This window comes from Psychroserpens ponticola, from assembly GCF_023556315.2.
In the GTDB taxonomy this organism is placed as follows: Bacteria; Bacteroidota; Bacteroidia; order Flavobacteriales; family Flavobacteriaceae; genus Psychroserpens; species Psychroserpens ponticola.
Genome location: NZ_CP116221.1, coordinates 1,116,833 through 1,141,079, shown reverse-complemented (window position 1 = coordinate 1,141,079; position 24,247 = coordinate 1,116,833). Strand labels below are relative to the sequence as shown.

Genomic DNA, 24,247 nt, shown 5'->3' with positions numbered 1-24,247 from the left:
AGTGTTATCTTCAAATGAATTATGATCCCTTAGAAGTAATAATGTTTATAATTTCATCTTTTTGAAGCACACCTGATTGTCGCCAAACTTGCTTCCCTTTTTTAAACAGCATAAGTGTTGGCACACCTCTCACTTGATATTTTGCAGCTAAAGCTTGGTTCTTATCGACATCAATTTTTATAATTGCTACTTTATCTCCTAAATTGTCTTTTACCTGTTTTAAAATAGGACTCATCATTTTACATGGTCCACACCACTCTGCAAAAAAATCTACTAAAACCGGTTTATCTTGATTTATTAATTCTGAAAATTTACTCATACCTGACTTGATTTATTTATCAAAAGTAACACTCCAAATACCTCTAATTTCATTTATATTATATCCTAAAGCCTTATCGTTTGGATATAATTGCTGAAGCTTATTTAATGTTTCATTAGTTACAGACTGATTTGGTGTGCCATGACATTTCAAGCACATATCATTTGTAATAATAGGATAATATACATGGACTTTTTCTTCTATTTCTGCAACAATAGGTTCAATCTCTAATTTATTTTTTAATTGCTTTTTAAAGGTTTCGATTTTATTTATTTCAAATGAATTCGCTTGGTTATTTTGATTTCTAGGTTTATCTGAAACACGTTTGATATTAGCATTATGTACTACAGACATACTATCTGTTAAAGGATATGCTTGTTCATTGCAAAAAGCTAAAGCTTCTATAACGCCTTTCTTTTGAATTGTACCCATGAGATTTTTACCCAAAACTGCTTTCGTTGATAGTGCATATGTTAAGCCACGTTCTCCATACGGCAACTTTTCAAAACTAGATTGCGCCTGTTGCTTGTGCATTCCTTTTCCTTTATTATTTCCCTTGCCTTTTTCTTTTTTACCTTTAAAATGATCTTCAAACCAAATTGGTTGCTCTATTTCATTATCAAACATATAATCTGCTATTTGCTGAATAGTTTCATCTGGAAAAGATTGCTTAGGCATTAGTCCAAAACGTTTTACGGCTCCAAACATTTTAGCATCATCTTCTTTTGGATTCTTTATCCAAGCTTGCATGGATTTTATAAATTCATCTTTTGAAGTATTACTGTCTATATAATGTTTTTTTATAGCAATCATTGGAGGTCCTACTCTATCATCTTGACTAGCTGTTGGACTATGACACACATAACAATTAGTCTCCATTAACTTTTTACCAGGATGAGCACTTTCTCCTTCAAGCGTTTTTACTGAGGTAAGTGTTGTATTCTTTTTTTCATTATTACAACTAAAAATGAATAGAGATAACGTAAAAATAATTAATGTTTTTTTCATGATTTAATAATTTAAAATGCCACCTTTTAAATCGTAAATCTCTTTGAAGCCTAACTCTACTAATAATTTGGTTGCCCTTTGACTTCTACTTCCAGACCTACAATATAAATAAACTGGTTCGTTTGGATCTAACTCCTTAAAATAAGCTATAAAGGTTTTTCTATTTAAGACATCTATATTTAAAGCATTTTTAATATGTTCGGAATTGTATTCTCTACTTGTTCGTACATCTATAAGTTGTACATTCTTACTTTCAATAGCTATTTTATAATCGCTAGGTTCTAAAACTTTTATTTGATCTAATTGCTGTGCAGTCATCCCAAAAATTGAACTAAATATTGACATTACTAATATTATTTTTCTCATACTATTCTTATTAAAACAAATTTATAGGATTAGACAGACTTATATAGTAACTTTTGTTACACATGAAAAGTCAATTATTTTGCTTGCTTTTTAAGTTTTTTCAGAACAAATGCTACAACAACTTTTGACATATGGAAACTCATCAACTCACAATAAGCAATTAGACCTATCCAATAAAATTCTCTAGTATTTATTGTCCCTTTTTATCTTCACCCAAATTCACTTTTAATTCAGGAATTTTAATCAGCTCTATTGTTGTTGATGCTAAAATAATTTTACCATTTGTGTTTTCAATTTCCATTCTTATTTTATCATTCAGAAGATCCTTTATAAACCTACGTTTCTTGAAATCGACAATGTATCTCAAATTGAATTGGATCCAATTATCAGTGAGAGATATGGCTAAAGTTGGATCAATTTGTGCGTCTTCAATGTAGTATTTATTAACGACACTTTTCCATTCGGCTTTTGAATTTGTTGTGTATTCTGAAAGTACTTCCGAAGCTATTTTAATTATCATTGACTTTGCTAAATCAATATCAGAACCATAACGAATAGGTAAATTAAATTCGTCCCAGATAAACGGAAAATCTTGGGAGTAATTATAAATTGGTCCTTTAAAAACGAAAGCATTACTTAATTTCACAATTCGACCACTGTAATTATCACTACTTACCCATTGACCAATTTCCATCATAGTGGTATAAATACTATCGACATCAATCACATCTCCTTTAATACCATTGATTTCAATGCGATCACCAGGCTTATAGACTTTCACTAGAAAAATATAGACAGAACCTGCAACGCTCAAAATCAACTCCTGTAAGGTAAAAGCCAATCCTGCAGTAAACAAACCTATTACAATTGTAAAATCTTTGATGGTTCCCGAAAAGTAAATAATTGCCAGAATGATTAACAAAGCATAACCCAAAATTTCGATACCTTTTTGAGCTTTATAACGTATGACAGTGTTTGTAATCTTCTTTTTTAAATATCTTCTAAGCAATTGAATGCAAAACAATACAACAATTAGGATCATCATAAACTTAACAATACTCCATATAAAAGGATTAGTGTTAATCCAGTCTCTTAATTGTTCTATTTCTGTCATTGAGAATCCATCTAAAGTTTTTCATAAAAGTTCACCTTATTTCTAAGGACAATAAGTTCAGACTGAAGAGATTCTACTTGTTTTAATAAATTGTAAATAACATCAATACCTTCTAAATTAATATCTAAATCATAATGCAAACGCATCATTTTTTCGACATCATTAAGCTGATTTGTTTTTAAATAATTGTCTTGATCAGTAATTGTAATCTCTACTAATTCGTACTCCTGTAATGCATTTACAAAGCTAATTGGAACATTATAATGTGTACAAAATTGTTGGATTGAGATGAGCTGTGTCGTGTCCATGTTATCGTAATTTTGATAATTCTGTTAAGAGTTCTTTTTCCTTTTCAGTAAGTTGTGTTGGCGTTTTTATAAGATAAGTAATATATAAATCTCCAAACTGTCTTTCCTTTTTATACTTCGGAAACCCTTTTCCTTTGAGTTTTACTTTTGTTCCGTTTTGAGTTTCTGGTTTAACAGTTAATTTCACTTTTCCATTAAAAGTATCAACAGTTATATCGCCTCCTAAAAGTGCTTTGTATAAATCTAAATCTACCGAAGCATATAAATTATCACCATCTCTTTTAAATTGCGATGTGTTTTTTATTGAAAACTCAATATACAAGTCTCCATTAGGTCCTCCATTAACACCTTTTCCACCATGTCCTTTAATTCTTATTGTTTGTCCATTTTGTACACCAGCAGGAATTGTAATTCTAATATTTTTATTATTTACCGTTAATGTTTGTTTGTGTGGATTATAAACATCGTTTAAATTAAGTTGTAATTGCGCATTAAAATCCTGTCCTTTAAACTTGACTTCTCTTCGTTGACCTCTAGCATTTCCACCTCCAAACATAGAGCTAAAAAAATCTGAATAATCACTATCACTATAACCACCTTGCGAAGATTGCTGTCTGGCATTCTGTTTTTGCTGCTGCTTTGCTTGTTCGTAAGCTTCTGATTGTTGCCAATGCTCACCAAATTCATCATACTTTTTACGATTTTCAGGATTGCTTAATACTTCATTAGCCTCATTAACTTCTTTGAACTTTTGTTCTGCTTCTTTATCGTTTGGGTTAAGGTCTGGATGGTATTTCCGAGCTAGTTTTCGATAGGCTTTCTTTAATTCGCTTTCTGAAGCACTTTTGGAAACTCCCAACACACTGTAATAATCTATAAATGCCATTAGCTTTTGTTATGGGTTTTGGTGTATTGTTTTAATATTTGCTTGAGACTTTCAAGATAATCTTCCATAATCTCGATAGTCATATTAGGATGAAGTTTATCTGGCATCGTTAAAGGGTTTTCATCTAACATAACATATAATTCAGGATAATTAACCTCAATACTTGTAGTGAGTGTTATGATTTGATTTTCTATGTCTTGGAGTGTTTTCATAAAATATAGAGCACTAATTATATCATATATTTTTTAAGGCCATTTCAAGTTTCGCAAGCATAATCAACTCTGCTTTATTAATACCAGAAAATGCATAAGCCACAGCCGAAGCAGTTTTTAAAATTAAAGACTTTACCTTATCTGTAAATAAATGCGCTTGTTCTTTTTTATAGTTTACAAAATCGTTAAAACAAATTTCTGCACTTGTTAAGTCTTCTTCATTTAACCAATCAAAAACAATTTCTATTTGGTAAGCTGCATCAGCACCAAAGGCATCAAGCACATCATCAACTTCTAGCCATTGCTGTTTTACAAGCGCTTTTAATTTAGCAAATTCCAAATCTCTTACGACACCATCAGAAGCGGCTATTGCATAAAATAATTTTCCTAAATTTTGATAAAACTCGAGCGTTAATTTTTTTTGAATTGTCATACCTTCAATTTTAATTTACATAGTAAAAATAGAGTTATCATAACATAAAAAGAATGATATAAATCAGTTAAACTATTACATTAAAACTTTAGAATTAGTTGTGACTTATAATATTGAATAGGATTAGCTATCTTTATGTTTCTTTAAAATCAACCTTCAAAAAACATGTTTAAGCAAGATCAAGAGATTTTTAATATCCTTTTAGAGTCCGTTTCAGAAGGCGTAATTATTGTGGATGAACAGCAAAACATTGTTGAAGCCAACAAATCTGCAGAGTTAATGTTTGGATACAAAAGTAAAGAACTGTCAAATCAGCATTTAAACATCTTAATACCGCAAAATTATCATGCCAACCATGGCGAACATTTTAGAGGTTTCGTAAGAGACCACAAACAGCGTCGAATGGGACATGGTCGTGATATTTTTGGCGCGAAAAAAGACGGAAGTATTTTCCCTATTGAAGCTAGTTTAAATCCTTTTACTGTTTATGGTCAGAATTTTGTCATGGCCTTGATCGTTGATATTACAGAACGAAAAAAATTAGAGCAAGAAAAAAATCATTTATCAAAAATTATTCTAGAATCCTTAAATGAGATTTATGTATTTGATGCAAAAACACTACAATTTATAAATGCTAATGTTGGTGCACAAAAAAACATAGGCTATAGTTTAGAAGAAATTATTACGATGTCACCTGTAGATATAAAACCTAACTATACAGAATCGCAGTTTAGAAAAGAACTCAAATTACTCAATCAATCAACTATTGAAAAAATCGAATTTGAAACGATACATCAACGAAAATCTGGAAGCACATACCCTGTAAATGTTCACCTACAACGCTCAAAACTAGGAGATAGAGATGTATATGTTGCTATTATTTTAGACATCACAGAACAAAAAAACTATACTGAAAAATTAGAAAAGACAGTTGCAATACGAACTAAAGAATTGAAAACGGCTTTAACTGCTGAAAAAGAACTCAATGATTTAAAAACTAAGTTTTTATCAATGGTATCGCATGAATTCAAAACACCTCTAAGCGGCATTTTAACTTCTACCATTTTATTGAATAAATATAAACTGACAGAGCAACAAGACAAAAGAGAAAAACATGTTAAAACAATTACAGACAAAGTACAATACCTCAATACAATCATAACTGATTTTCTTTCTATAGAAAAATTAGAAAAAGGTAAAGTCAATTATAAATTTACAACCTTTAAATTAAGTAAAGTTTTAAATGAAGTCATCTACAATGCAAACATGCTACTAAAAGATGGTCAACAAATCAACTACCCAGAACATATTGATGATATTTCCTTATATCAAGATGAAAAAATTGTAGAATTAGCATTATCTAATTTAATATACAATGCAATTAAATACTCTCCAGAGAATACCAATATAGATATTGAGATTACTCAAAATAACGATAGAACGACGTTTAAAGTTATAGACAATGGTATTGGAATTCCTGAAAAGGATCACAAAAACATATTCAATCGTTATTTTAGGGCAGAAAACGTCTTACTTATACAAGGCACAGGGATTGGATTAAACATTGTTAAAGATCATTTAGAACATTTAAATGGTTCTATTTCATTTGAAAGCCAAGAACATAAAGGCTCAACGTTCATTATAGAACTTCCAAACCAAGCGCAATTATGAAAAAAGTACTATTAATAGAAGATGACATAGTATTGAGAGAAAACACTGCAGAGTTATTAGAACTTTCTGAATATAAGGTGCTAACAGCTGCGAATGGACAAATTGGTCTTGAAATGACTAAAAAACACAGACCTGATATTATTATTTGTGATATTATGATGCCTATACTTGATGGTTATGGTGTACTCAAAAGCTTATCTCAACATCAGGACACAAAGTTTATCCCTTTTATATTTTTGTCTGCTAAGACTGAACGACAAGATGTAAGAAAGGGAATGGATTTAGGTGCAGATGATTATATAACAAAGCCCTTTAGTGAAGATGAAATTATTAGTGCTATTGAAAGTAGAATTGCAAAAGCTGCCATTTTAAAAGACGAAAGAGAATCTTTTCAAAACAATTCAACAACTTCTGAAGATGAATTAAGAACCTTAGATGATTTAAAAAACTTTTTTGATGACGATGGAACTATTTTAAATTACAAAAAGAATGATATTATTTACAAAGAAGGTCATAATTCAAACTTCATTTATTTAATAATTAAAGGTGTTGTTAAATGTTATAAATTTGATGAAAAAGGTAAAGAATTAACCACAGATCTCCACAAAGAAGATGATCTTTTTGGATACACCTCATTCACTAAAAACATCCCTTACAAAGAAACTGCTATGGCTATGAAGGATTTAGAACTAGTAGGTGTTTCTAAAACAGATCTTAAAAAGATTTTAATCAATAATCATAAAGTTGCGTTAGAAGTCATTCAATTACTAACTTACGATATTACAGGTGTAAAAGATCAATTATTGCAAATGGCTTATAGTTCTGTACAAAAAAAGACTGCCTCTACTATTTTAAGATTTGCAGAAAAAATTAATGCAAAACCTCAAGATCCCATAAAAATTTCACGTAATGATTTGGCCAGTGTTGCAGGTATTGCTACAGAGACATTAATTAGAACCATCTCTGATTTTAAAAAACAAGGTATTATAGAGCTGGAAGGTCGAAATATTAAAATTTTAGACCTTCAGAAATTGCAGGATATCTATTAATTATTTTATCTCTTTTTTGAATATGAGAAATATCATATTTTTTTAATCCTCTACCATTTAGATTTGTTCATATTGAGAATTATAGATAATGAACATTTTACTTCCTACAGACTTTTCAGATAACGCATTCAATGCTATAAAATATGCTATCGCTTTTTTTGAAAATACATCTTGTAATTTTTACCTGCTTCATATTAATAACTTAGAAAACCTAGTTGCTGCAGACATAGGTTATGTACCAACAGCAGAAGTTATAGAAAAAGCATATACTAAGCCGTCAAAGCAAAAACTAAGAGACTTATTAAAACAAATTAGTTCTAAAGTTAAACACAATGAAAAACACAAGTTTTATACTTTAACTGATTACTCTTTTTTTATTGAATCTATTAGAAAACATGTTGAAGAAAAGAAAATAGACATGATTATTATGGGTACAAAAGGTGCCTCTGGACTGAAAAAGTATATCGTTGGAAGCAATACAGGAGATATTATTACCAAAGTAAAATGTACCACTTTAGTTGTTCCAGAACATGCTAACTATTCAAAATTAAAAGAAATTGCCTTTCCTACAGATTTCACTTTATCTTATGACATAAACACATTACAACCTATTACAGACATCTTAAATACGATAAAACCGAATTTAAGTATTGTTCATATTAACAATAAAGATCTATCATTAAATACTGAACAACTTACAAGTAAAGACCTATTAAATGATTATTTCGAAGATTTTAAACCTAGTTTTCATTTCCTTTCTAATAAAAAAGTAGAAAACGCTATACAATGCTTTGTTGAAAGTAGAGACATCGACTTGATTGCCATGGTTGCCAAAAATCTAAATTATTTTCAAAGTATTTTGTTTCACTCAAAAGTAGAAAAAATAACATATCATACGCATATTCCTTTTTTGGTATTGCATGAGTAAAAACTATAAATTATTGATATTTCAATTTTCTTAGCAAAGTTTTGGGGTTGGTCTCTTTTCAATGCCATATATTACTTTTTTTGACTATCGTAGAATACATCTAAAGGACTACAATAAAGTTTTACTAATGGTAGGATTAATAAAAACCTACATCTGATATATATCATAGTTTTTACATTATTTCTTCATTAATTTTATTAGTGAATGTTAAAACTAATCGTTATGCTATCGATACTACTTCCTACCGATTTTTCAGAAAATTCAATGAATGCTATTAAATATGCCTTAGAATTTTTTAAATACCAGAAAACGACATTCTATTTCATGCATGCTTATCAAAATGAGTTTTACGACCATGATGATCTCAAATCACGTGACGTATTTGAGGATGTTTTGGATGGTGTTAGAAATAAATCTCAAGCTAACTTAGAAAAGTTGCTTAAAACTGTTCAAGAAATTTCACCAAACCCGAGGTTTACCTTTCAGATCCTTTCAGCATATAACACATTAGTTGAAGAAGCAAACCTTATTGCAGATGCTAAAAATATAGATTTGATTGTCATGGGAACAAAAGGTAAATCAGACAAACGACATATTATATTTGGAAGCAAAACATTTCAAGTTTTAAAATATGTAAAATGTCCAGTTCTAGCAATTCCTTCCAATTATACTAATACACAACCCAAACATATTTTATTTCCAACCAATTATATGATTCCATATAAACGAAGAGAATTAAAACTATTGGCAGTGTTGGCAAAATCATACAGAAGTGTTATAGATGTGCTATACATATCTAAAAGTGATAAATTATCAATACGTCAGGAAGACAATAAGGCTTTTATTCAAAAATCATTATCTGAAAACGACGTGAATTTTAAACATAAAAATGAAAAAAAAGTAACTAATACAATATCATCGTACATCGACGAACAAAACATAGATATTATTACAATGGTTAATACACAACATTCCTTTTTAGAAGATATGCTATTTCCATCAACCATTGATGAAGTAAGTCTTGGATTAAAAATACCACTTTTAGCAATGCAAAATACAACGCGTTAAGTAATTTAAATTCACAGTATTATGAAACAGATCCTTTTACCAACAGATTTTTCCGATAATTCTTGGAATGCCCTTAAATACGCTATTAAACTCTTTAAAGAAGAAACGTGTACGTTTCATTTATTAAATACTTATACTCCTATTATTTATAATGTTGAATATGTTCTTGGTTATCCAGCTCAGTTTGGCTTAGGAGATGCTATTAGAGAGACTTCAGAAAAAAACCTTAGTCAATTACTTGTAAGAATTTCAAAAGAATTTGATACCAACCCAAACCACAACTTTGAAACCATATCAAAGTTTGACACTCTAATTTCTGGCATAAAAGAATTCATTTACAAACACCCTATAGATTTAATAGTTATGGGAACTAAAGGCGCTACAGGAGCAGAAGAAGTATTATTTGGGTCTAATACTGTACATGTATTCAAAGAAATTAAATATCCAATTTTAGCTATTCCATCCAAATTCAAATTTGAAACACCACATGAAATTTTATTTCCAACAGATTTAGAAGTAAACTTTAAAGACTCACAGCTAAACATTCTTAAGGAAATAGCCGTTTTAAATCATTCAAGAGTTAATGCCATACATGTTTCAACAGGTTATAGTTTAACTGATTTTCAGGAAAATAATAAATCAAATTTAGAATCCATATTCAAAAACACGGCTTATCTATTTCATAATATCAAAAGCATGAATATCACTGATGCCATCAATCACTTTCAAGTGAAGCATAAAATTAATCTTTTGGTTATGATTAACAATAAACATTCATTTTTTGAAAATCTATTCTTTAAGAATACGATCAAACAAATTGGGTTTCATTTAAATATTCCTTTTTTGGTGATGCCTTCAAAAAAATAGTTCGCTAATGATTTTAATCATTTAACAACACAATCATAAACATGAGTTTTTTAAGGATCATTTAAATTTTGCAGTCATGAAAAAAAGCATACTTATACCAACAGATTTTTCAGATAATGCATGGAGTGCTATTGTTTATGCATTAAAATTATATAGTGATGTAGAATGCACATTCTATTTTCTACATTCAACCAACATGAGATTATCAACCATGTCAAATATTTCTAATAAATTATTAAGAAGTATTTCAGATAAGGCTTTTAAAGAGCTTGAAGAATTGAAAGATATGGCCGAAATTTCAAATGCAAATTCAAATCACGAATTTAAAATTATTTTAAGTGCTACAGACCTACTAGACACCCTAAATGTTTCGATAGAAAAATACAATATAGACCTCGTTGTAATGGGAACAAAAGGAGCTACAGGTGCAAAAGAGTTTTTCTTTGGAAGCAATACTGTACATATTATAAAAAAATTAAAACGATGTCCTGTTTTAATTGTACCAGATGAATTTGATTTTATTGAGCCAAAACAAATTGCGTTTCCTACAGATTTTAATCATTTATATGATGATAAAGAACTAGATCCATTAAGGGATTTAGCAGAGCTTTACAATTCAAAAATTTTACCTGTTTGCATTCTTTCCAATGAAAAACTCACAGGCAATCAAGAGATTAATATGACTCAGCTTGAAAAGCATTTAATGAATTATAATACAAGTTTTCATGTCATGCCAAATTATGCAAAAAAGACAGTTGAAATTAATGATTTTATAGAGTTATTAGAAATAAATATGCTAGTAATGATTAACTATAAACACAGTTTTATTGAACGCATTCTGAAAGAACCTATTATAAAAAAAATCGGCTTTCACCCATTGATTCCATTTTTAGTAATTCCAAGTTTAAGCTAACCCATAATATTTAGTGCATACATCTTTAAAGTGGAGCAGGTTTATAAAATTTAATTATGAAAATTGAAAATATAGATGTTATTAAATCCTCTGGTGAAAAAGTCAAATTCTCACTAGACAAATTGTATTTGTCACTTAAAAGAACTGGAGCAGATGATATGATCATCAATCAAATTCTAGATAAAGTTCGTGATGAACTATACCAAGGCATTTCTACAAAAGAAATTTACAACAGAGCTTTTGCTTTACTTAAAAAAAACAAAAATTTACTCGCTTCAAAGTATAAACTCAAGAAAGCTATTTATGAATTAGGTCCAACAGGATTTCCTTTTGAACGTTTTGTAAGTGCCATTTTAAATTATTCAGGATATAAAACCAAGGTTGGCACGATCCTACAAGGTAAATGTGTATCGCATGAAATAGATGTTATCGCTCATAAAAATTCTGAAGCCACCATGATCGAATGTAAATTTCATAGCGAACAAGGACTTAATTGCAATGTTAAAATACCATTATACATCAACTCAAGATATCAAGATATTAAAGCAAATTGGAATCAAAATCAAAAAAAAGAAACCTCACTATCAGAGGGTTGGGTTGTCACAAATACAAGATTCACTAAAGATGCACTACAATACGGAAGCTGTGCTGGTTTATATTTATTGAGTTGGGATCATCCCAAAGACAATGGTCTAAAAGATAGAATTGATCGATTAGGTTTATATCCAATCACAGTTTCGACCTTACTAACCAATAGAGAAAAACAATTTTTGTTAAGTAGAAATGTTGTGCTTTGTAGAGAATTGATACAAGACCGTTTTTACTTAGATCATTTAGGCATCTCAGAAATGAGAAAAACTAAAATTACAACTGAAATTTTACAATTATGTGACTAAATTAAGCACTATGGAAAAATTTGTTAAAATCAACTTTTTAGGAGCAGCTGGAGTGGTCACTGGCTCAAAATTTCTCATCGAAACTTCAGAAAAAAACATCCTAATCGATTGTGGTATGTTTCAAGGGCTTAAAGAGCTAAGAGAAATGAATTGGAACAATCTTGATATTGACGTTTCAACTATTGATGTTGTGCTATTAACTCATGGCCATTTAGATCATGTTGGTTACTTACCGCGTTTAATAAAGCAAGGTTTTTTAGGTAAAATTATTGGCACTGCACCAACCTTAGCAATCGCCGAAATCATTTTAAATGATAGCGCTAAAATTCATGAAGAAGAAGCCAATAAAGCAAACAAAGAAAAATATAGTAAACATGAACCTGCGCTTCCTTTTTATACTGCCAAAGATGCTGAAAACACTATGAAACGTTTTGAGGTAGAAATCGAAGATAAATGGATTCAATTATCAGATCACATTTCGTATCGTTTTCAATATAATGGCCATATTATAGGCGCTACATTTATAGAAATTGATATCAATAGTAAACGTTTTGTGTTTTCTGGAGATGTTGGTAGACAAAATGATTACCTATTAAACGACCCTAAAACTCCAGAATGGGCAGATTTTTTATGTATTGAAAGCACCTATGGAAATAAAATTCATCCGGAACAAAATGCAGAAGATCTTTTAACTGAAATTATAAAAGAAACCATACATAATCAAGGAAATTTAATCATTCCTAGTTTCGCTGTTGAACGACTACAAACGCTTATGTATATTCTTTGGAAACTGTACAATGAAAATAGAATTCCGAACATTCCGATTTTTGTTGATAGTCCTATGGGAAATAATGTCTTAGACGTTTTTAAACGTTTTCCAAAATGGCATAAATTATCGCCTCAAGATTATGAATCTATGTATAATCATATGAACATCATTCAATCTTACAAAGAAACTTGGGAAACTATAGATGATAAAAGATCAAAAATTATAATTGCTGGAAGCGGAATGGTTACTGGAGGAAGAGTTCTCACCTATTTACAACAACTTATAGATGAACCTTCTACAACGGTTTTATTAGTTGGTTATCAAGCAGAAGGCACTCGTGGAAGACAACTTCAAGATGGTGCACATGAAATTCGTTTTTTCGGAAAATATCATCCTGTAAATGCTACCATAAAAACCATTGAAAGTTTATCGGCTCATGCAGATCAAAAGGATTTAATAAACTGGATGAGTGCGATTAAAAACACTCCTAAACATATTTATTTAATTCATGGAGAGCCTACAGCATTAGATGCGTTTAGAGTAAAAATAAAAGATGTTTATAATTGGAATGCTAAGATTCCCAAATTAACAGATGTAGAGAAAGTAAGTCTTTGAAAAGCATAAATAATAATATATCAAACTGATATTTATCATTTTACAAAGCATAATTAGTTAGTAACTTAGTTTTAGAAAGTTAATTTAACCTTAAAACCATGTCACTCACTAAATTTAATCGAGGAAGCAGGCAATCCTCATCAGTAAATTACAAAAATGACATTCTTTGAATTAACAAAAATAAGCTAAATAAAAGTATGAAAAAATGATTAAAACTTTATAATAATCAAGAAGTTAGGTTGTCGTTAGAGGGCTGCATTTTTATTAAAAAACATAACATGAAAACAATACAAACACAAGTACGCTATGTTGAATGGCTCAGTCCAAAAGACATGCACTTAGCTTCACAAGAATGGTTATCTGAATTGAAGTTTATCAAAGATGAACATCTGTTTTTTGAAGACCTAATAACAACTTTTACGTCTCAATTAATTGAATCTGGAAAATTTTCAGAAAATAAAGAAATTATTGATGCTGTAAATAGATCTCAAAAACGAAACAATTTATTAATTGAAGCCATTAAAGTTCATGAAAATGACCTTCAAATAATGGTCGATGGAATAGATCAATTAGACGAAGAGAAAGCTTATACTAAAGAACACAGTGGTTTAATGATTGCAATTGCTGACTTCTTAAAAGAATATAAATCATTAAAAACACAACTCTTCAGTATTATAAAAAAAATCAAAAAAGAAGACAAACAAAAACACCTAATTGATAAAAAGTAACTCAAATAAAATTGTTATGAAAAAATCAATCTTAATAATCACAATTGCTCTTTTTATGGGTTGCTCTTCGACTCAATTAGAAGAAAGCTGGAAAAACCCAGATATTGATACTTACGAACCTTATAAGGTTCTAATTGTAGGATTAACTTCTGATGAAGTAGCAAGACAACAATTCGAAGTAAAACTTAAAAAAGAGTTAGAACTAAGAGGCTCTGAAGCTATAGTTAGTTTTGATATATTAAATCATACTTCTAAAACTGATAAAATGAGCGAAGCAGAGTTAAATGCTTTAGAAAGTCAGCTTATCGAAGATGGGTTTGATACGATTCTACTTACCAAAATTGTTGGTGTTGAAGAAAAAACCACCTATCGCGAAACCGATAATGGTTACGATGAAACCACTCGAAAATTCAAAGATGAATATTTAATGCATCAAGATGTATTTTATAATCCAGATTATTATAATAACTATACAGTTTATAAAGCTGAAACTTCAATGTATTGTATTTGTCCAACTAAAGACAGAGAACTCATTTGGAAAGGTTACATCAATATTACAGATCCTCAATCACAATCAATTGAAAAAACTGTAAATGATTATGTAAGATTAGCTATCATTGTTTTAGAGGAAGAACATCTCATTAATCCCTTAGTTATACATAACGTGGAAACCACTGAAAAAATAGTTCAATAGCAGCTTTAATCTATATTTAAATCGAATAAGCATAAATTCGAGTTTTAATGTTTTAAAAACGAATTAAAAACACTTTGAATATGCTTTAATTTATAAGAACTATTCTAATCCTATTATCATTATGGTATGATTCAAATAAAACCTTACAAATAGATTTAAACTATTAATTATCTTGAGTTTAAGGAAAAAGATTCGCATTATAAAAAAGTTATAAAAACATCATTAAAATCAAGATGTTTTTAAAGCAATATTACCAATTAGAATAAAACAAAAATATAAAATTCATTCACCCAGTTTTAAATTCTAAAATTGTATATTGAATCTCATATTGGTAGAATTAATGAAAAAGATAATCATCCCTATAAACTTGCTTTTTTCTAGTCTTATGTTTGCCCATGGAGATTTGCATGATCGGATTCAAAATACAACAATTGAAATTAAAAAATACCCAGATAGTGCTTACCTATATTTTAAACGCGGTAAACTCTATTTCCAACATGAATCATATGATAAAAGCCTTATTGATTTAAAAAAATCAAATGATTTAGGTTATTTTTCAACAGAACAAAAACTAATCTTGGCCAAAAATTATTTTAGGCTTAAAGACTACAATCAATCTTTGTTGTTAGTAGAAACTATTTTATCTAACAAGCCTCAACATGTACAAGCAATTAAACTTAAAGCAAGAAATTATTTTGAACAACAGCTGTTTCTTGAATCAGCTAAAGCATATCAAGATGTCATTGCATTCTCTAAACAAACCTTCCCTGAAAATTATATTGAAGCATCAATTGCCTGGGAAGCACTTAATAACCAATCAGGAGATGTTAATGCCCTAAATAGTATTAAAAGAGGCATTGAAGAGTTAGGCAACATCATTAGTTTATACAATCGTCTAATTGAATTAGCTATTAACAAAAATGATTACAATAGAGCTATCAAAGCACAAATGGAAGTTTTAGAATTCTCTACTAGAAAAGAACTTGCATACTATAAATTAAGTGAACTATTTAACTTTAATAAAGAGTATACAAAAGCTTTAGAGCATGTAAAATTAGCAAGAATTCATTTCAACAAATTACCTGCAAGAATACAAAACACACCGTCAATGAAAGAGTTAAATAATAATATTGAAATTAAAAAGAAATCATTAATTACTAAATCAAGAAAATAGTTATGATTAGTATCAAACCAATAAAAAACTCAAATTATATGACGAAAAGTTTATGCATATTTGTGTTAATCTTTTTAGTTTCAACTCAAGTTAAAGCACAAAATGAAGATTTAATTTCTTTAGGTTCTGAATGGTCATACTACGATAACCAGAATGAACCAGCTGCACAAAATTCTAATGTTTGGTATTCTAATGCTTATGACGATTCTTTATGGGCATTAGGAAATGCAGAATTAGGCTATGGAGATAATGATGAAGTAACAGTGGTAAATAACGCTACCAAAGTACTATATGTGCGTCAAACTATTACTATTACAGATCCATCAATTTACCAAGCTTTAATATCTAATCTTGTTTATGATGATGGTGCAGTTGTTTATTTAAATGGTCAAGAAATATGGAGAGTAAATATGCCTACAGGTATCATTAATTACAGTTCGTTTGCAGCTTCTAATAGTTCAGATAACGCATTAGTTACAAGCTCTTTTTCTAATACACTTCAAATTGGTGATAATGTTATTGCTGTTGAAATTCATCAACGTAATGCTAGCAGTTCTGACTTAAGTTTCGATTTAGAATTAAAAGGGTCTTTATTAGGCGAGATTAATATTAATCGTGGTCCATACTTACAAAAAGCTAGTGCTACTAGTATGGTAGTTAAATGGAGAACTGAAACACCAACTGAATCAAAAATTAATTTTGGATTGTCTTTAGGAAACCTAACTCTAACCGATGAAGAATTAAGTTTAAAAACGGAACATGAGTTAGAGCTGACTAATTTAACTCCTAACACAAAATATTTTTACGAAATAGCAAATAACAGTGATGTAATATTACCTGAATCCGCTGATTTGTTTTTTGAAACACATCCAACTATAGGAACAAGTGATCCATATAAATTTTGGATTTTGGGAGATGCAGGAACAGCAAATAGTAATCAGAGAGATGTAAGAGATGCCTATTACAATTATATAGGCTCTAATCATACTGATGGCATTATCTTTTTAGGCGATAATGCATACGATGATGGCACAGATATAGATTATCAAGCTGCTATTTTCCAAAACATGTATGAAGATAAATTAAAGAATACCATTTCATGGTCTACATTAGGAAATCATGATGGCTATAGTGCAGACTCTAACACTCAAACTGGACCATATTATGATATTTTCACTTTTCCAACAGCTGGAGAATCTGGTGGTATGCCATCTGGAACAGAAGCTTATTATTCTTTCGATTATGGAAACATCCACTTTATTGTTTTAGATTCTTATGACACTAATACTAATATTGGAGCATCAATGTACAATTGGGCTCTAAGTGATGTCCAAAATACGATGCAAGAATGGATCGTCGCTGTATGGCATCATCCTGCTTATTCTAAAGGTTCACATGATTCTGACACAGAGAACAGACTTGTCGATATGCGTGAAAACTTTCTTCCAATGCTAGAATCTAATGGTGTAGATTTAGTATTATCTGGTCATAGTCACTCTTATGAGCGTTCCTATTTTTTAAATGGTCATTATGGAGATTCTGACTCTTTTAATAGTGCTTCTATGACTGTTGGTGCTAATGGTTTTGGTGATGGAAAAACTGATGGAACAGGTTCTTACACAAAACAAATTGGCAATCCAGATGGTGCTGTATATATTACTGCTGGTTCATCAGGAAAAACAAGTGCTGGAGATTTAGATCATGAGGCAATGTATTACTCCGTTAGTCAACTAGGATCTTGTGTCTTAGAAGTTGATGGAGATACAATGCATGTAAAATTCATTAGAGAAACAGGAGCTGTGGATGATTATTTTACGATACAAAAAGAAATGTGTACTGTAGGCGATTCATGTAATGATGGAAATGAAAATACTATAAACGATGTTTTTGATGTCAATTGTCAATGTTCCGGAACTTTAGTTTCAGAAACACTTATCGATTTTGCATCTACTTGGTCCTATTACGATAATGCTGATGAACCTTCAGCTCAAGGAGCAATAGATTGGAATGACAATACTTATGATGATTCAACTTGGTCAACCGGAAATGCACATATGGGTTATGGAGATGGCGATGAAGCACAAGAAGTAAATACTGCTACCAAAGTATTATATACACGTCATAATTTTAATGTTGCAGATTTATCGACAATTCAGGCTTTAGTTTTAAATTTAATTTATGATGATGGTGCTGTAGTATATCTTAACGGACAAGAAATAATGAGAACTAACATGCCTGAAGGCGGAATTATGTACAGTACCTTTGCATCATCTGTTAGTACTGATAATTCACTAGCAACCGAAGCATTTTCAAATCTGCTTATACAAGGAAATAATGTAATAGCTGTGGAAATTCACCAAGTTAATGCTGGCAGTTCAGATTTAAGTTTCGATTTAGAATTAAAAGGACATGATGCGCTACTATTTATTAATAACACTTGGTTTCCTAATTCACCAACTAGTACTTCTGGAAACAATAATGCTTTAGTGTATAATAATACATATACCATAAATACAGATGTTACATTAAACAATTTGATTGTAAACCCTACTTCAACTATTGAAGTTTTACCAGCATCGTCTTTAGTCGTAAATGGAAATATTGATAATAGTGGTACAATAAACTTAAATTCACAATCAACTCAATATTCAAGCCTCATTGTAGAAGGTGAAGTTTTTGGCGAAGTAAATTACAAAAGACACATTAATGGCTATAATGGAACGTCAGGTAATGACTTAATTTCTTCTCCTGTTTCTGGTCAAACCTTTGGTGATTTTGCTCAATTAAATCCAAATATTTACGAGAATCCTAACAATACAGATCAAAAACTATTTGGGCCTTTTAACAAAACGACAGGAACTTATCAAACCTTTTCGATAGCCTCTGGATCTCCTGAATTAACAACAAATTTAAGTAGTGGTGTTGGCTACCGAACCGCTAGAGATGAGGCTGAAGACGGATTATACGGAACAACATTTACATTTTCAGGAAAAGTGGTTTCAAGTAATGTTAATGTAGGTCTAGTAAATTCTGGACCTATTGAATCTAAATGGAACCTTATTGGTAACCCATACTCTTCTTATATTAACGTTCAAGGTTTTCTTAATCATGAAGTTAGCTCTGGTGTTACTAACATTAATTTATTTGATACTAATACTGCTGCTATTTATGGATATGATGGTAATTCTTCAAATGGGCGGATTGTTTATAATTTAGCAACTACAACTGCTTCAACTGTTATTGCCCCAGGACAAGGATTTTTTGTAAGTGCTGATGCAATTAATGCTCCACTTTATGATTTAGAATTTACTCCAGCTATGCGTTCTCTTGGAACAGCTGATGATTTTATTTTAGGACGAAATAGTGAATTAACCTATTTAAAACTGAGTGCGAGTACTAATACAAATACTTATACCACAGATTTTTATTTCACAGACAATGCAACTTTAGGTTTAGATTCTGGATATGATGCTAGTGTATTTGGTGATTCAGCTCCTAGTTTTGCTATATATTCTCAATTAGTAAATAATAATCAAGGAATTGATTTTGCTATACAATCTTTAAATTCAACTGATCTTAACAACAATCTTACAATTCCTCTAGGTGTTAATGCTACGGAAGGACAACAAATAACTTTAAATATTACTAATACAACTTTAGATGAAAATATAAATATTTATCTTGAAGATAATGTAACAAATACTTTTACTTTTTTAAACACATCTAATTATTCCTTTACTACTAATTCAAATCTTAGCGATGTTGGACGTTTCTTTTTACATTTTCAAAATGATCTCTTATCAACGACAGATAACGAATTAAATAGTTTGGTGATTTATAATACATCGTCACCTAAAATTTTACATATTAAAGGACTAGTTTTAATGCCTACTAAATTACAGTTGTACGACATTCATGGTCGTTTAATTATGTCCAATCAGCTAAAAACAAATGAAAACAATCAACAAATAGATTTGTCACATATTAATTTAGGAGTATACTTTATTAAAATAACATCTCTTAGTATGAACTTATCCAAAAAGATAATTATAGATTAAAAATTTAATAATATCATATGTTTGAGATTACTTGATCATAATTCTTCTTAAATCAATTTCATTTATACCAATACTTAAAAGTTCAAATTTCCATATCTAAAATTTCAGTCTTACATTTGGCACAATAAATGTTGAATGTATCGTTATTAAACAAAACCGTACTCATGAAATACATCCTTTTAATTATTTCACTTTTTGTTTTTACTTTATCCCAATCTCAAAATAAGGCAATTGGTACAAACGAGAACCTTACGTTTAGTGCATCTTATAACATGTCTGGTCTTCTTACAGAACTTGCTCAAGTCACTTTAGAAACAAGTGAAGTAAAGACATCGAAGTCTACATTATTGCGTTTAAAATGTACAGCTGCAACCTATAGCAAATGGGATAGTTTTTTTAAAATTCGTGATTTATACGAAAGCTATGTTAGCCCGAAAAGCTTGACACCATATCTGTACAAAAGAGATATTAACGAAGGTGGTTATGAAAAATTTATACAATATAAATTTAAACGCAAGACTAATACTGTCGAAAGTATCAAACGTAAAAAAAGAGGTGATGGAACAACATGGGAACAGAAAAAAAACGTACCTATCAACGCTTCAACCAAAGACTTAATAAGTACAATTTATAATATTAGAAATCTAGATATTCACAAAGCAAATCCTGGTGATAGTCAAGTATTCAAAATCATTTTTGATAATGAAGAGTTTTCAATTAATGTTAAATATCTTAAAAAGGAAACTTTACAAACTAATCTAGGAAGCAAAGAATGTTACAAATTGGCAATTTCTATCAACAACAGCAATGTTCTTAAAGGCAACAATGATAACCTTTTATGGCTAACAGCTGATGCTAATAAAATTCCAGTATACGCTAAGTTTAAAATTGCAGTTGGTAGTGGTGAACTTAAAATTAAATCCGCAACTGGGTTAAAAAATTAAATGATTATGAAAAAATTAGTAATTGTATTAGGATTTATTTCTGCCATTTTAGCTGTAATTCTTGCAGTTACACCTTTATCCAAAATTGCATATATACCAGGTGTTGTCGCTTTAATTATAGGAATTCTAGCCATCAATTTATCTAAAGAAAAAAAAGATTCAAAAAAATCAATTCAGCTCATTTTTTTATTAACCATTATTGCATTAGTGGTTACAACATATAAGTCCGTTTTTAATACTGCGGAAGTAGGCAATACTGAAGAATTACAAGAAAAGGAAAATGAATCTGAAGAAGAAGCTATTGAAGAACTTAACGACCTAGAATTAGACGAGGTAGACTTTGAATAATTTTATTTTAAAATTAAACAAGTTCAAAACTTCTATATTATCTTTTTTTTTATTTTATTTGACTGAAAATTAGAGTGATATCGATATAACTCTATTTTTTTATAAATAGAAATTAAATACATGAAAGCCCTCATAGTTGCCTCAGCACTCACACTTGTTGGTTCTTGCGCTACATTAAGTCACACCAAAAAATTGCAGAATATTAAAGATAGTATCGTTTTTACTGATGCTAATATCATTAATAATTATGCAAATACGATTACTGTAGCTGAACTTAACACACATGTATATAAATTTTCTTCTGATGAATTTGAAGGTCGAAGAGCTGGCGAACCTGGACATCATAAAGCTGCAAACTATTTAAAAGACTACTATATAAAAGAAGGAATTGCATCACCTTTAGGAACTGATAATTACTATCAAATTGTTCCTGAGTCATTTTTTGATAATGGCATAAAAAGTTCCCCAAATGTGATCGCTTATATTAAAGGCACAGAATATCCTGATGAAGTATTAATCATTTCTGGCCATTCAGACCATGAAGGTTTTACAGAAAAATTCATTTATAATGGTGCTGACGATAATGGTTCAGGAACAGCAGCAATGCTAGAAATGGCTCAAGCTTTTAAAAAGGCCGAAAATGAAGGGTTCGCTCCTAAACGAAGTATAGTCTTTTTACACTTTACTGGAGAAGAAGTTGACTTAACAGGCTCAAGGTACTATACAAAACACCCCGTATTTCCATTGCATAATACCATTGCAAATCTTAATATAGATATGATAGGTCGTGTTGATGATTCACATGAAGACAATCCAAATTATATTTATTTAATTGGCTCAGATCGATTGAGTACAGAACTTCATTATATATCAGAATCTGCTAATGAGAATTTCACTAAACTTGAATTAGATTATCGCCTTAATAGCGATAGCGATCCAAATCAATATTACAGCAGATCAGATCATTATAACTTCGCTCAAAATGGTGTGCCAGTCATTTTTTATTTTAATGGAACTCATGATGACTATCACGAACCTACAGATACTGCAGAAAAAATAAACTTTCCCTTATTACAAAAACGCACCAAACTAATCTTTACAACGGCTTGGTATATTGCTAACAATGAAAAACCTATTAAAGTTGATCTAGATTCATAGTTCCTGTTAAAATTTGTTAAAGATAATAGTCAATAAAAATCTAACCTCATAGATTTTCGTATTATCGCATTTTAAAACACGTAACAAAAATGAAAAAGAATTTACTCCACGGAATTCTATGTCTTTTAGCAATGTCATGTGCTAAAGAACCTGCAGATCCAACTAAATATGGCAACACAATTACCTCAGACGATCTTAAAGTACTACTCTATAAATTTGCTTCTGATGATTTTGAAGGCCGAGAAACAGGTGAACCTGGTCATGATATGGCTACAGATTACTTAAAAGAAAAATATATAAGTATGGAAGTCGCTTCTCCTTATGAAAATGGTCAATATCTGCAAGAAGTTCCTTTAGAACGTCAGAAATTGCCAGAAGCAAATATAACTGTGAATGGAAAAAAAGCTACTATTTATGATGATTTTATCCCTTCTAAAGGTGTAAATGTCCAATCATTAAAAGTGAATCAAATTGCTTATGCTGGCTATGGAATTGATGCCGAAAACTATTCAGATTATAAAAACCTAGACGTTAAAGGTAAAATTGTTGTCATCAAATCTGGTGAACCTTTAAACACTGATAGCACTTATGTTACAACTGGCACAAAAGAAAAATCGCAATGGACTTCTGGAAGAAGAGCTAGAAATCTAAAAATTGAATCTGCAAAAAATCGTGGTGCCAAAGCTGTTTTTGTTTTGAATGCTCCCACTCATAGTTACTTTTCAAAACGCTATGCAAAAATGGTTGACACAGAATATGAAGGTTCAATAAGATCAGTAGGTCATGAAGATGATATTTCCGATTTTATAATTAGTAAAGCTTTTGCCAAACAAATAGTAAATGATATTGACACAAATCATACACCTAAAATTATTGACATTGAAATTGAGTTATCTATTAAAAAGAATTTTGAAACTTTTAATTCCAATAACGTCGTCGCTTTCATTAAAGGCGACAAAAAACCTGACGAAATTATTGTGATTTCTGCGCATTTAGATCATTTAGGAATTGAAGATGGTGAAATAAGTAATGGTGCTGATGATGATGGATCAGGAACCGTTGCCATGTTAGAAATTGCTCAAGCATTTAAAGCTGCTATTAAAGATGGATATTCTCCAAAACGTTCTATTTTGTTCTTGCATTTAACTGCTGAAGAAAAAGGACTTCAAGGCTCTAAATATTATACAGACGTTAACCCAATTTTTCCCTTAGAAAATACAGTTGCAAACCTTAATATTGATATGATTGGTCGTGTAGATAAATTACACGAAGAGGATAGGAATTATGTTTATGTTATTGGTTCTGATATGTTAAGTACCGAACTTTTCAAAATAAGCGAAAATGCAAACCAGACCTATACTAATATTAATTTAGACTACAGATACAGTAACAAAACAGATCCTAACCGTTACTACTACAGATCTGATCACTATAACTTTGCTAAACACAATATCCCTATTGCCTTTTACTTTAATGGAAAGCATGAGGACTATCATAGAGCAACAGATACTCCTGACAAAATTCAATATGACCTTCTAGAAAACAGAACTCGTCTTGTGTTTTATACGGCTTGGGAATTAGTAAATAGAAAAGATAGAATAATTGTTGATAAAGCTGAAACTATTGAATAAGTATTCACCAATTGTCACATAAAAAAAGCGATACTTTAATAAGGTATCGCTTTTTTTTATAGACTAACATGAGTCACACAAAAAGTCTTC

General features: G+C 30.2%; 24 protein-coding genes. 16 read left to right on the top strand and 8 right to left on the bottom strand.

Going from position 1 to position 24,247, the window contains the following annotated elements; translation table 11 throughout:
- Positions 1-19: 19 nt before the first annotated feature.
- From trxA to MUN68_RS05050, 8 genes are all read right to left on the bottom strand, one after another.
- Positions 20-319 carry a thioredoxin gene (trxA, locus tag MUN68_RS05085; protein WP_249995585.1) on the bottom strand — a complete coding sequence of 100 codons (300 nt, stop codon included), beginning with the start codon at positions 317-319 and terminating at the stop codon, positions 20-22.
- 12 nt (positions 320-331) lie between these two features.
- Positions 332-1,327: a c-type heme family protein gene (locus MUN68_RS05080; RefSeq protein WP_249995584.1), complete on the bottom strand. Its 996-nt coding sequence runs from the start codon at positions 1,325-1,327 to the stop codon at positions 332-334.
- 3 nt (positions 1,328-1,330) lie between these two features.
- Positions 1,331-1,693, bottom strand: a complete 363-nt coding sequence (locus MUN68_RS05075; RefSeq protein WP_249995583.1) for a rhodanese-like domain-containing protein — start codon at positions 1,691-1,693, stop codon at positions 1,331-1,333.
- Between the two features lie 190 nt (positions 1,694-1,883).
- Positions 1,884-2,807, bottom strand: coding sequence for a mechanosensitive ion channel family protein (locus MUN68_RS05070; protein ID WP_249995582.1), 924 nt, complete (start codon positions 2,805-2,807; stop codon positions 1,884-1,886).
- A gap of 11 nt (positions 2,808-2,818) precedes the next feature.
- Positions 2,819-3,115, bottom strand: a complete 297-nt coding sequence (locus tag MUN68_RS05065) for a chaperone modulator CbpM (protein WP_249995581.1) — start codon at positions 3,113-3,115, stop codon at positions 2,819-2,821.
- Position 3,116: 1 nt separating this feature from the next.
- Positions 3,117-4,001 (bottom strand): DnaJ C-terminal domain-containing protein, encoded by an 885-nt coding sequence (locus tag MUN68_RS05060; protein WP_249995580.1) that lies wholly within the window; start codon positions 3,999-4,001, stop codon positions 3,117-3,119.
- Complete coding sequence (locus MUN68_RS05055) at positions 4,001-4,213, bottom strand: hypothetical protein (RefSeq protein ID WP_249995579.1); 213 nt, start codon at positions 4,211-4,213, stop codon at positions 4,001-4,003. Before MUN68_RS05055 ends, MUN68_RS05060 begins: the two co-directional genes overlap by 1 nt.
- A 22-nt stretch (positions 4,214-4,235) precedes the next feature.
- Positions 4,236-4,646, bottom strand: a complete 411-nt coding sequence (locus MUN68_RS05050; protein WP_249995578.1) for a hypothetical protein — start codon at positions 4,644-4,646, stop codon at positions 4,236-4,238.
- 165 nt (positions 4,647-4,811) lie between these two features.
- Here MUN68_RS05050 and MUN68_RS05045 point away from each other — a divergent pair, with 165 nt between their 5' ends.
- From MUN68_RS05045 to MUN68_RS04970, 16 genes are all read left to right on the top strand, one after another.
- Positions 4,812-6,317, top strand: a complete 1,506-nt coding sequence (locus MUN68_RS05045; RefSeq protein WP_249995577.1) for a sensor histidine kinase — start codon at positions 4,812-4,814, stop codon at positions 6,315-6,317.
- Positions 6,314-7,366: a response regulator gene (locus MUN68_RS05040; RefSeq protein WP_249995576.1), complete on the top strand. Its 1,053-nt coding sequence runs from the start codon at positions 6,314-6,316 to the stop codon at positions 7,364-7,366. Before MUN68_RS05045 ends, MUN68_RS05040 begins: the two co-directional genes overlap by 4 nt.
- 88 nt (positions 7,367-7,454) lie before the next feature.
- Positions 7,455-8,294: a universal stress protein gene (locus tag MUN68_RS05035; RefSeq protein ID WP_249995575.1), complete on the top strand. Its 840-nt coding sequence runs from the start codon at positions 7,455-7,457 to the stop codon at positions 8,292-8,294.
- 204 nt (positions 8,295-8,498) lie between these two features.
- Positions 8,499-9,362, top strand: coding sequence for a universal stress protein (locus tag MUN68_RS05030; protein WP_272792405.1), 864 nt, complete (start codon positions 8,499-8,501; stop codon positions 9,360-9,362).
- Between the two features lie 21 nt (positions 9,363-9,383).
- A complete protein-coding gene (locus MUN68_RS05025; protein ID WP_249995572.1) occupies positions 9,384-10,229 on the top strand; it encodes a universal stress protein in 846 nt (281 codons plus the stop codon).
- Positions 10,230-10,305: 76 nt separating this feature from the next.
- Positions 10,306-11,142 (top strand): universal stress protein, encoded by an 837-nt coding sequence (locus MUN68_RS05020; protein WP_249995571.1) that lies wholly within the window; start codon positions 10,306-10,308, stop codon positions 11,140-11,142.
- 56 nt (positions 11,143-11,198) lie between these two features.
- On the top strand, positions 11,199-12,038 hold the full coding sequence (locus MUN68_RS05015) for an ATP cone domain-containing protein (protein WP_249995570.1): 840 nt from the start codon (positions 11,199-11,201) through the stop codon (positions 12,036-12,038).
- 10 nt (positions 12,039-12,048) lie between these two features.
- A complete protein-coding gene (locus MUN68_RS05010; RefSeq protein ID WP_249995569.1) occupies positions 12,049-13,422 on the top strand; it encodes an MBL fold metallo-hydrolase RNA specificity domain-containing protein in 1,374 nt (457 codons plus the stop codon).
- 278 nt (positions 13,423-13,700) lie between these two features.
- The gene (locus MUN68_RS05005; protein WP_249995568.1) at positions 13,701-14,150 is read left to right on the top strand and encodes a hypothetical protein; all 450 of its coding nucleotides are present in this window, start codon (positions 13,701-13,703) and stop codon (positions 14,148-14,150) included.
- A gap of 16 nt (positions 14,151-14,166) precedes the next feature.
- Positions 14,167-14,844: a hypothetical protein gene (locus MUN68_RS05000; protein ID WP_249995567.1), complete on the top strand. Its 678-nt coding sequence runs from the start codon at positions 14,167-14,169 to the stop codon at positions 14,842-14,844.
- Between the two features lie 340 nt (positions 14,845-15,184).
- A complete protein-coding gene (locus MUN68_RS04995; RefSeq protein WP_249995566.1) occupies positions 15,185-16,018 on the top strand; it encodes a tetratricopeptide repeat protein in 834 nt (277 codons plus the stop codon).
- A gap of 38 nt (positions 16,019-16,056) precedes the next feature.
- Complete coding sequence (locus MUN68_RS04990) at positions 16,057-20,076, top strand: metallophosphoesterase (RefSeq protein WP_249995564.1); 4,020 nt, start codon at positions 16,057-16,059, stop codon at positions 20,074-20,076.
- 164 nt (positions 20,077-20,240) lie between these two features.
- Positions 20,241-21,020, top strand: coding sequence for a DUF3108 domain-containing protein (locus MUN68_RS04985; RefSeq protein WP_249995563.1), 780 nt, complete (start codon positions 20,241-20,243; stop codon positions 21,018-21,020).
- Between the two features lie 6 nt (positions 21,021-21,026).
- On the top strand, positions 21,027-21,368 hold the full coding sequence (locus MUN68_RS04980) for an FUSC family protein (RefSeq protein ID WP_249995562.1): 342 nt from the start codon (positions 21,027-21,029) through the stop codon (positions 21,366-21,368).
- Between the two features lie 120 nt (positions 21,369-21,488).
- On the top strand, positions 21,489-22,526 hold the full coding sequence (locus MUN68_RS04975) for a M28 family peptidase (RefSeq protein WP_249995561.1): 1,038 nt from the start codon (positions 21,489-21,491) through the stop codon (positions 22,524-22,526).
- 89 nt (positions 22,527-22,615) lie between these two features.
- Positions 22,616-24,157 (top strand): M28 family peptidase, encoded by a 1,542-nt coding sequence (locus MUN68_RS04970; RefSeq protein ID WP_249995560.1) that lies wholly within the window; start codon positions 22,616-22,618, stop codon positions 24,155-24,157.
- The last annotated feature ends 90 nt before the right edge of the window (positions 24,158-24,247 follow it).

Coding starts and splice junctions, on each gene's coding strand:
- trxA (WP_249995585.1), bottom strand. CDS start 319: ATGAGTAAATTTTCAGAATTAATAAATCAAGATAAACCGGTTTTAGTA.
- MUN68_RS05080 (WP_249995584.1), bottom strand. CDS start 1,327: ATGAAAAAAACATTAATTATTTTTACGTTATCTCTATTCATTTTTAGT.
- MUN68_RS05075 (WP_249995583.1), bottom strand. CDS start 1,693: ATGAGAAAAATAATATTAGTAATGTCAATATTTAGTTCAATTTTTGGG.
- MUN68_RS05070 (WP_249995582.1), bottom strand. CDS start 2,807: ATGACAGAAATAGAACAATTAAGAGACTGGATTAACACTAATCCTTTT.
- MUN68_RS05065 (WP_249995581.1), bottom strand. CDS start 3,115: ATGGACACGACACAGCTCATCTCAATCCAACAATTTTGTACACATTAT.
- MUN68_RS05060 (WP_249995580.1), bottom strand. CDS start 4,001: ATGGCATTTATAGATTATTACAGTGTGTTGGGAGTTTCCAAAAGTGCT.
- MUN68_RS05055 (WP_249995579.1), bottom strand. CDS start 4,213: ATGAAAACACTCCAAGACATAGAAAATCAAATCATAACACTCACTACA.
- MUN68_RS05050 (WP_249995578.1), bottom strand. CDS start 4,646: ATGACAATTCAAAAAAAATTAACGCTCGAGTTTTATCAAAATTTAGGA.
- MUN68_RS05045 (WP_249995577.1), top strand. CDS start 4,812: ATGTTTAAGCAAGATCAAGAGATTTTTAATATCCTTTTAGAGTCCGTT.
- MUN68_RS05040 (WP_249995576.1), top strand. CDS start 6,314: ATGAAAAAAGTACTATTAATAGAAGATGACATAGTATTGAGAGAAAAC.
- MUN68_RS05035 (WP_249995575.1), top strand. CDS start 7,455: ATGAACATTTTACTTCCTACAGACTTTTCAGATAACGCATTCAATGCT.
- MUN68_RS05030 (WP_272792405.1), top strand. CDS start 8,499: ATGTTAAAACTAATCGTTATGCTATCGATACTACTTCCTACCGATTTT.
- MUN68_RS05025 (WP_249995572.1), top strand. CDS start 9,384: ATGAAACAGATCCTTTTACCAACAGATTTTTCCGATAATTCTTGGAAT.
- MUN68_RS05020 (WP_249995571.1), top strand. CDS start 10,306: ATGAAAAAAAGCATACTTATACCAACAGATTTTTCAGATAATGCATGG.
- MUN68_RS05015 (WP_249995570.1), top strand. CDS start 11,199: ATGAAAATTGAAAATATAGATGTTATTAAATCCTCTGGTGAAAAAGTC.
- MUN68_RS05010 (WP_249995569.1), top strand. CDS start 12,049: ATGGAAAAATTTGTTAAAATCAACTTTTTAGGAGCAGCTGGAGTGGTC.
- MUN68_RS05005 (WP_249995568.1), top strand. CDS start 13,701: ATGAAAACAATACAAACACAAGTACGCTATGTTGAATGGCTCAGTCCA.
- MUN68_RS05000 (WP_249995567.1), top strand. CDS start 14,167: ATGAAAAAATCAATCTTAATAATCACAATTGCTCTTTTTATGGGTTGC.
- MUN68_RS04995 (WP_249995566.1), top strand. CDS start 15,185: ATGAAAAAGATAATCATCCCTATAAACTTGCTTTTTTCTAGTCTTATG.
- MUN68_RS04990 (WP_249995564.1), top strand. CDS start 16,057: ATGACGAAAAGTTTATGCATATTTGTGTTAATCTTTTTAGTTTCAACT.
- MUN68_RS04985 (WP_249995563.1), top strand. CDS start 20,241: ATGAAATACATCCTTTTAATTATTTCACTTTTTGTTTTTACTTTATCC.
- MUN68_RS04980 (WP_249995562.1), top strand. CDS start 21,027: ATGAAAAAATTAGTAATTGTATTAGGATTTATTTCTGCCATTTTAGCT.
- MUN68_RS04975 (WP_249995561.1), top strand. CDS start 21,489: ATGAAAGCCCTCATAGTTGCCTCAGCACTCACACTTGTTGGTTCTTGC.
- MUN68_RS04970 (WP_249995560.1), top strand. CDS start 22,616: ATGAAAAAGAATTTACTCCACGGAATTCTATGTCTTTTAGCAATGTCA.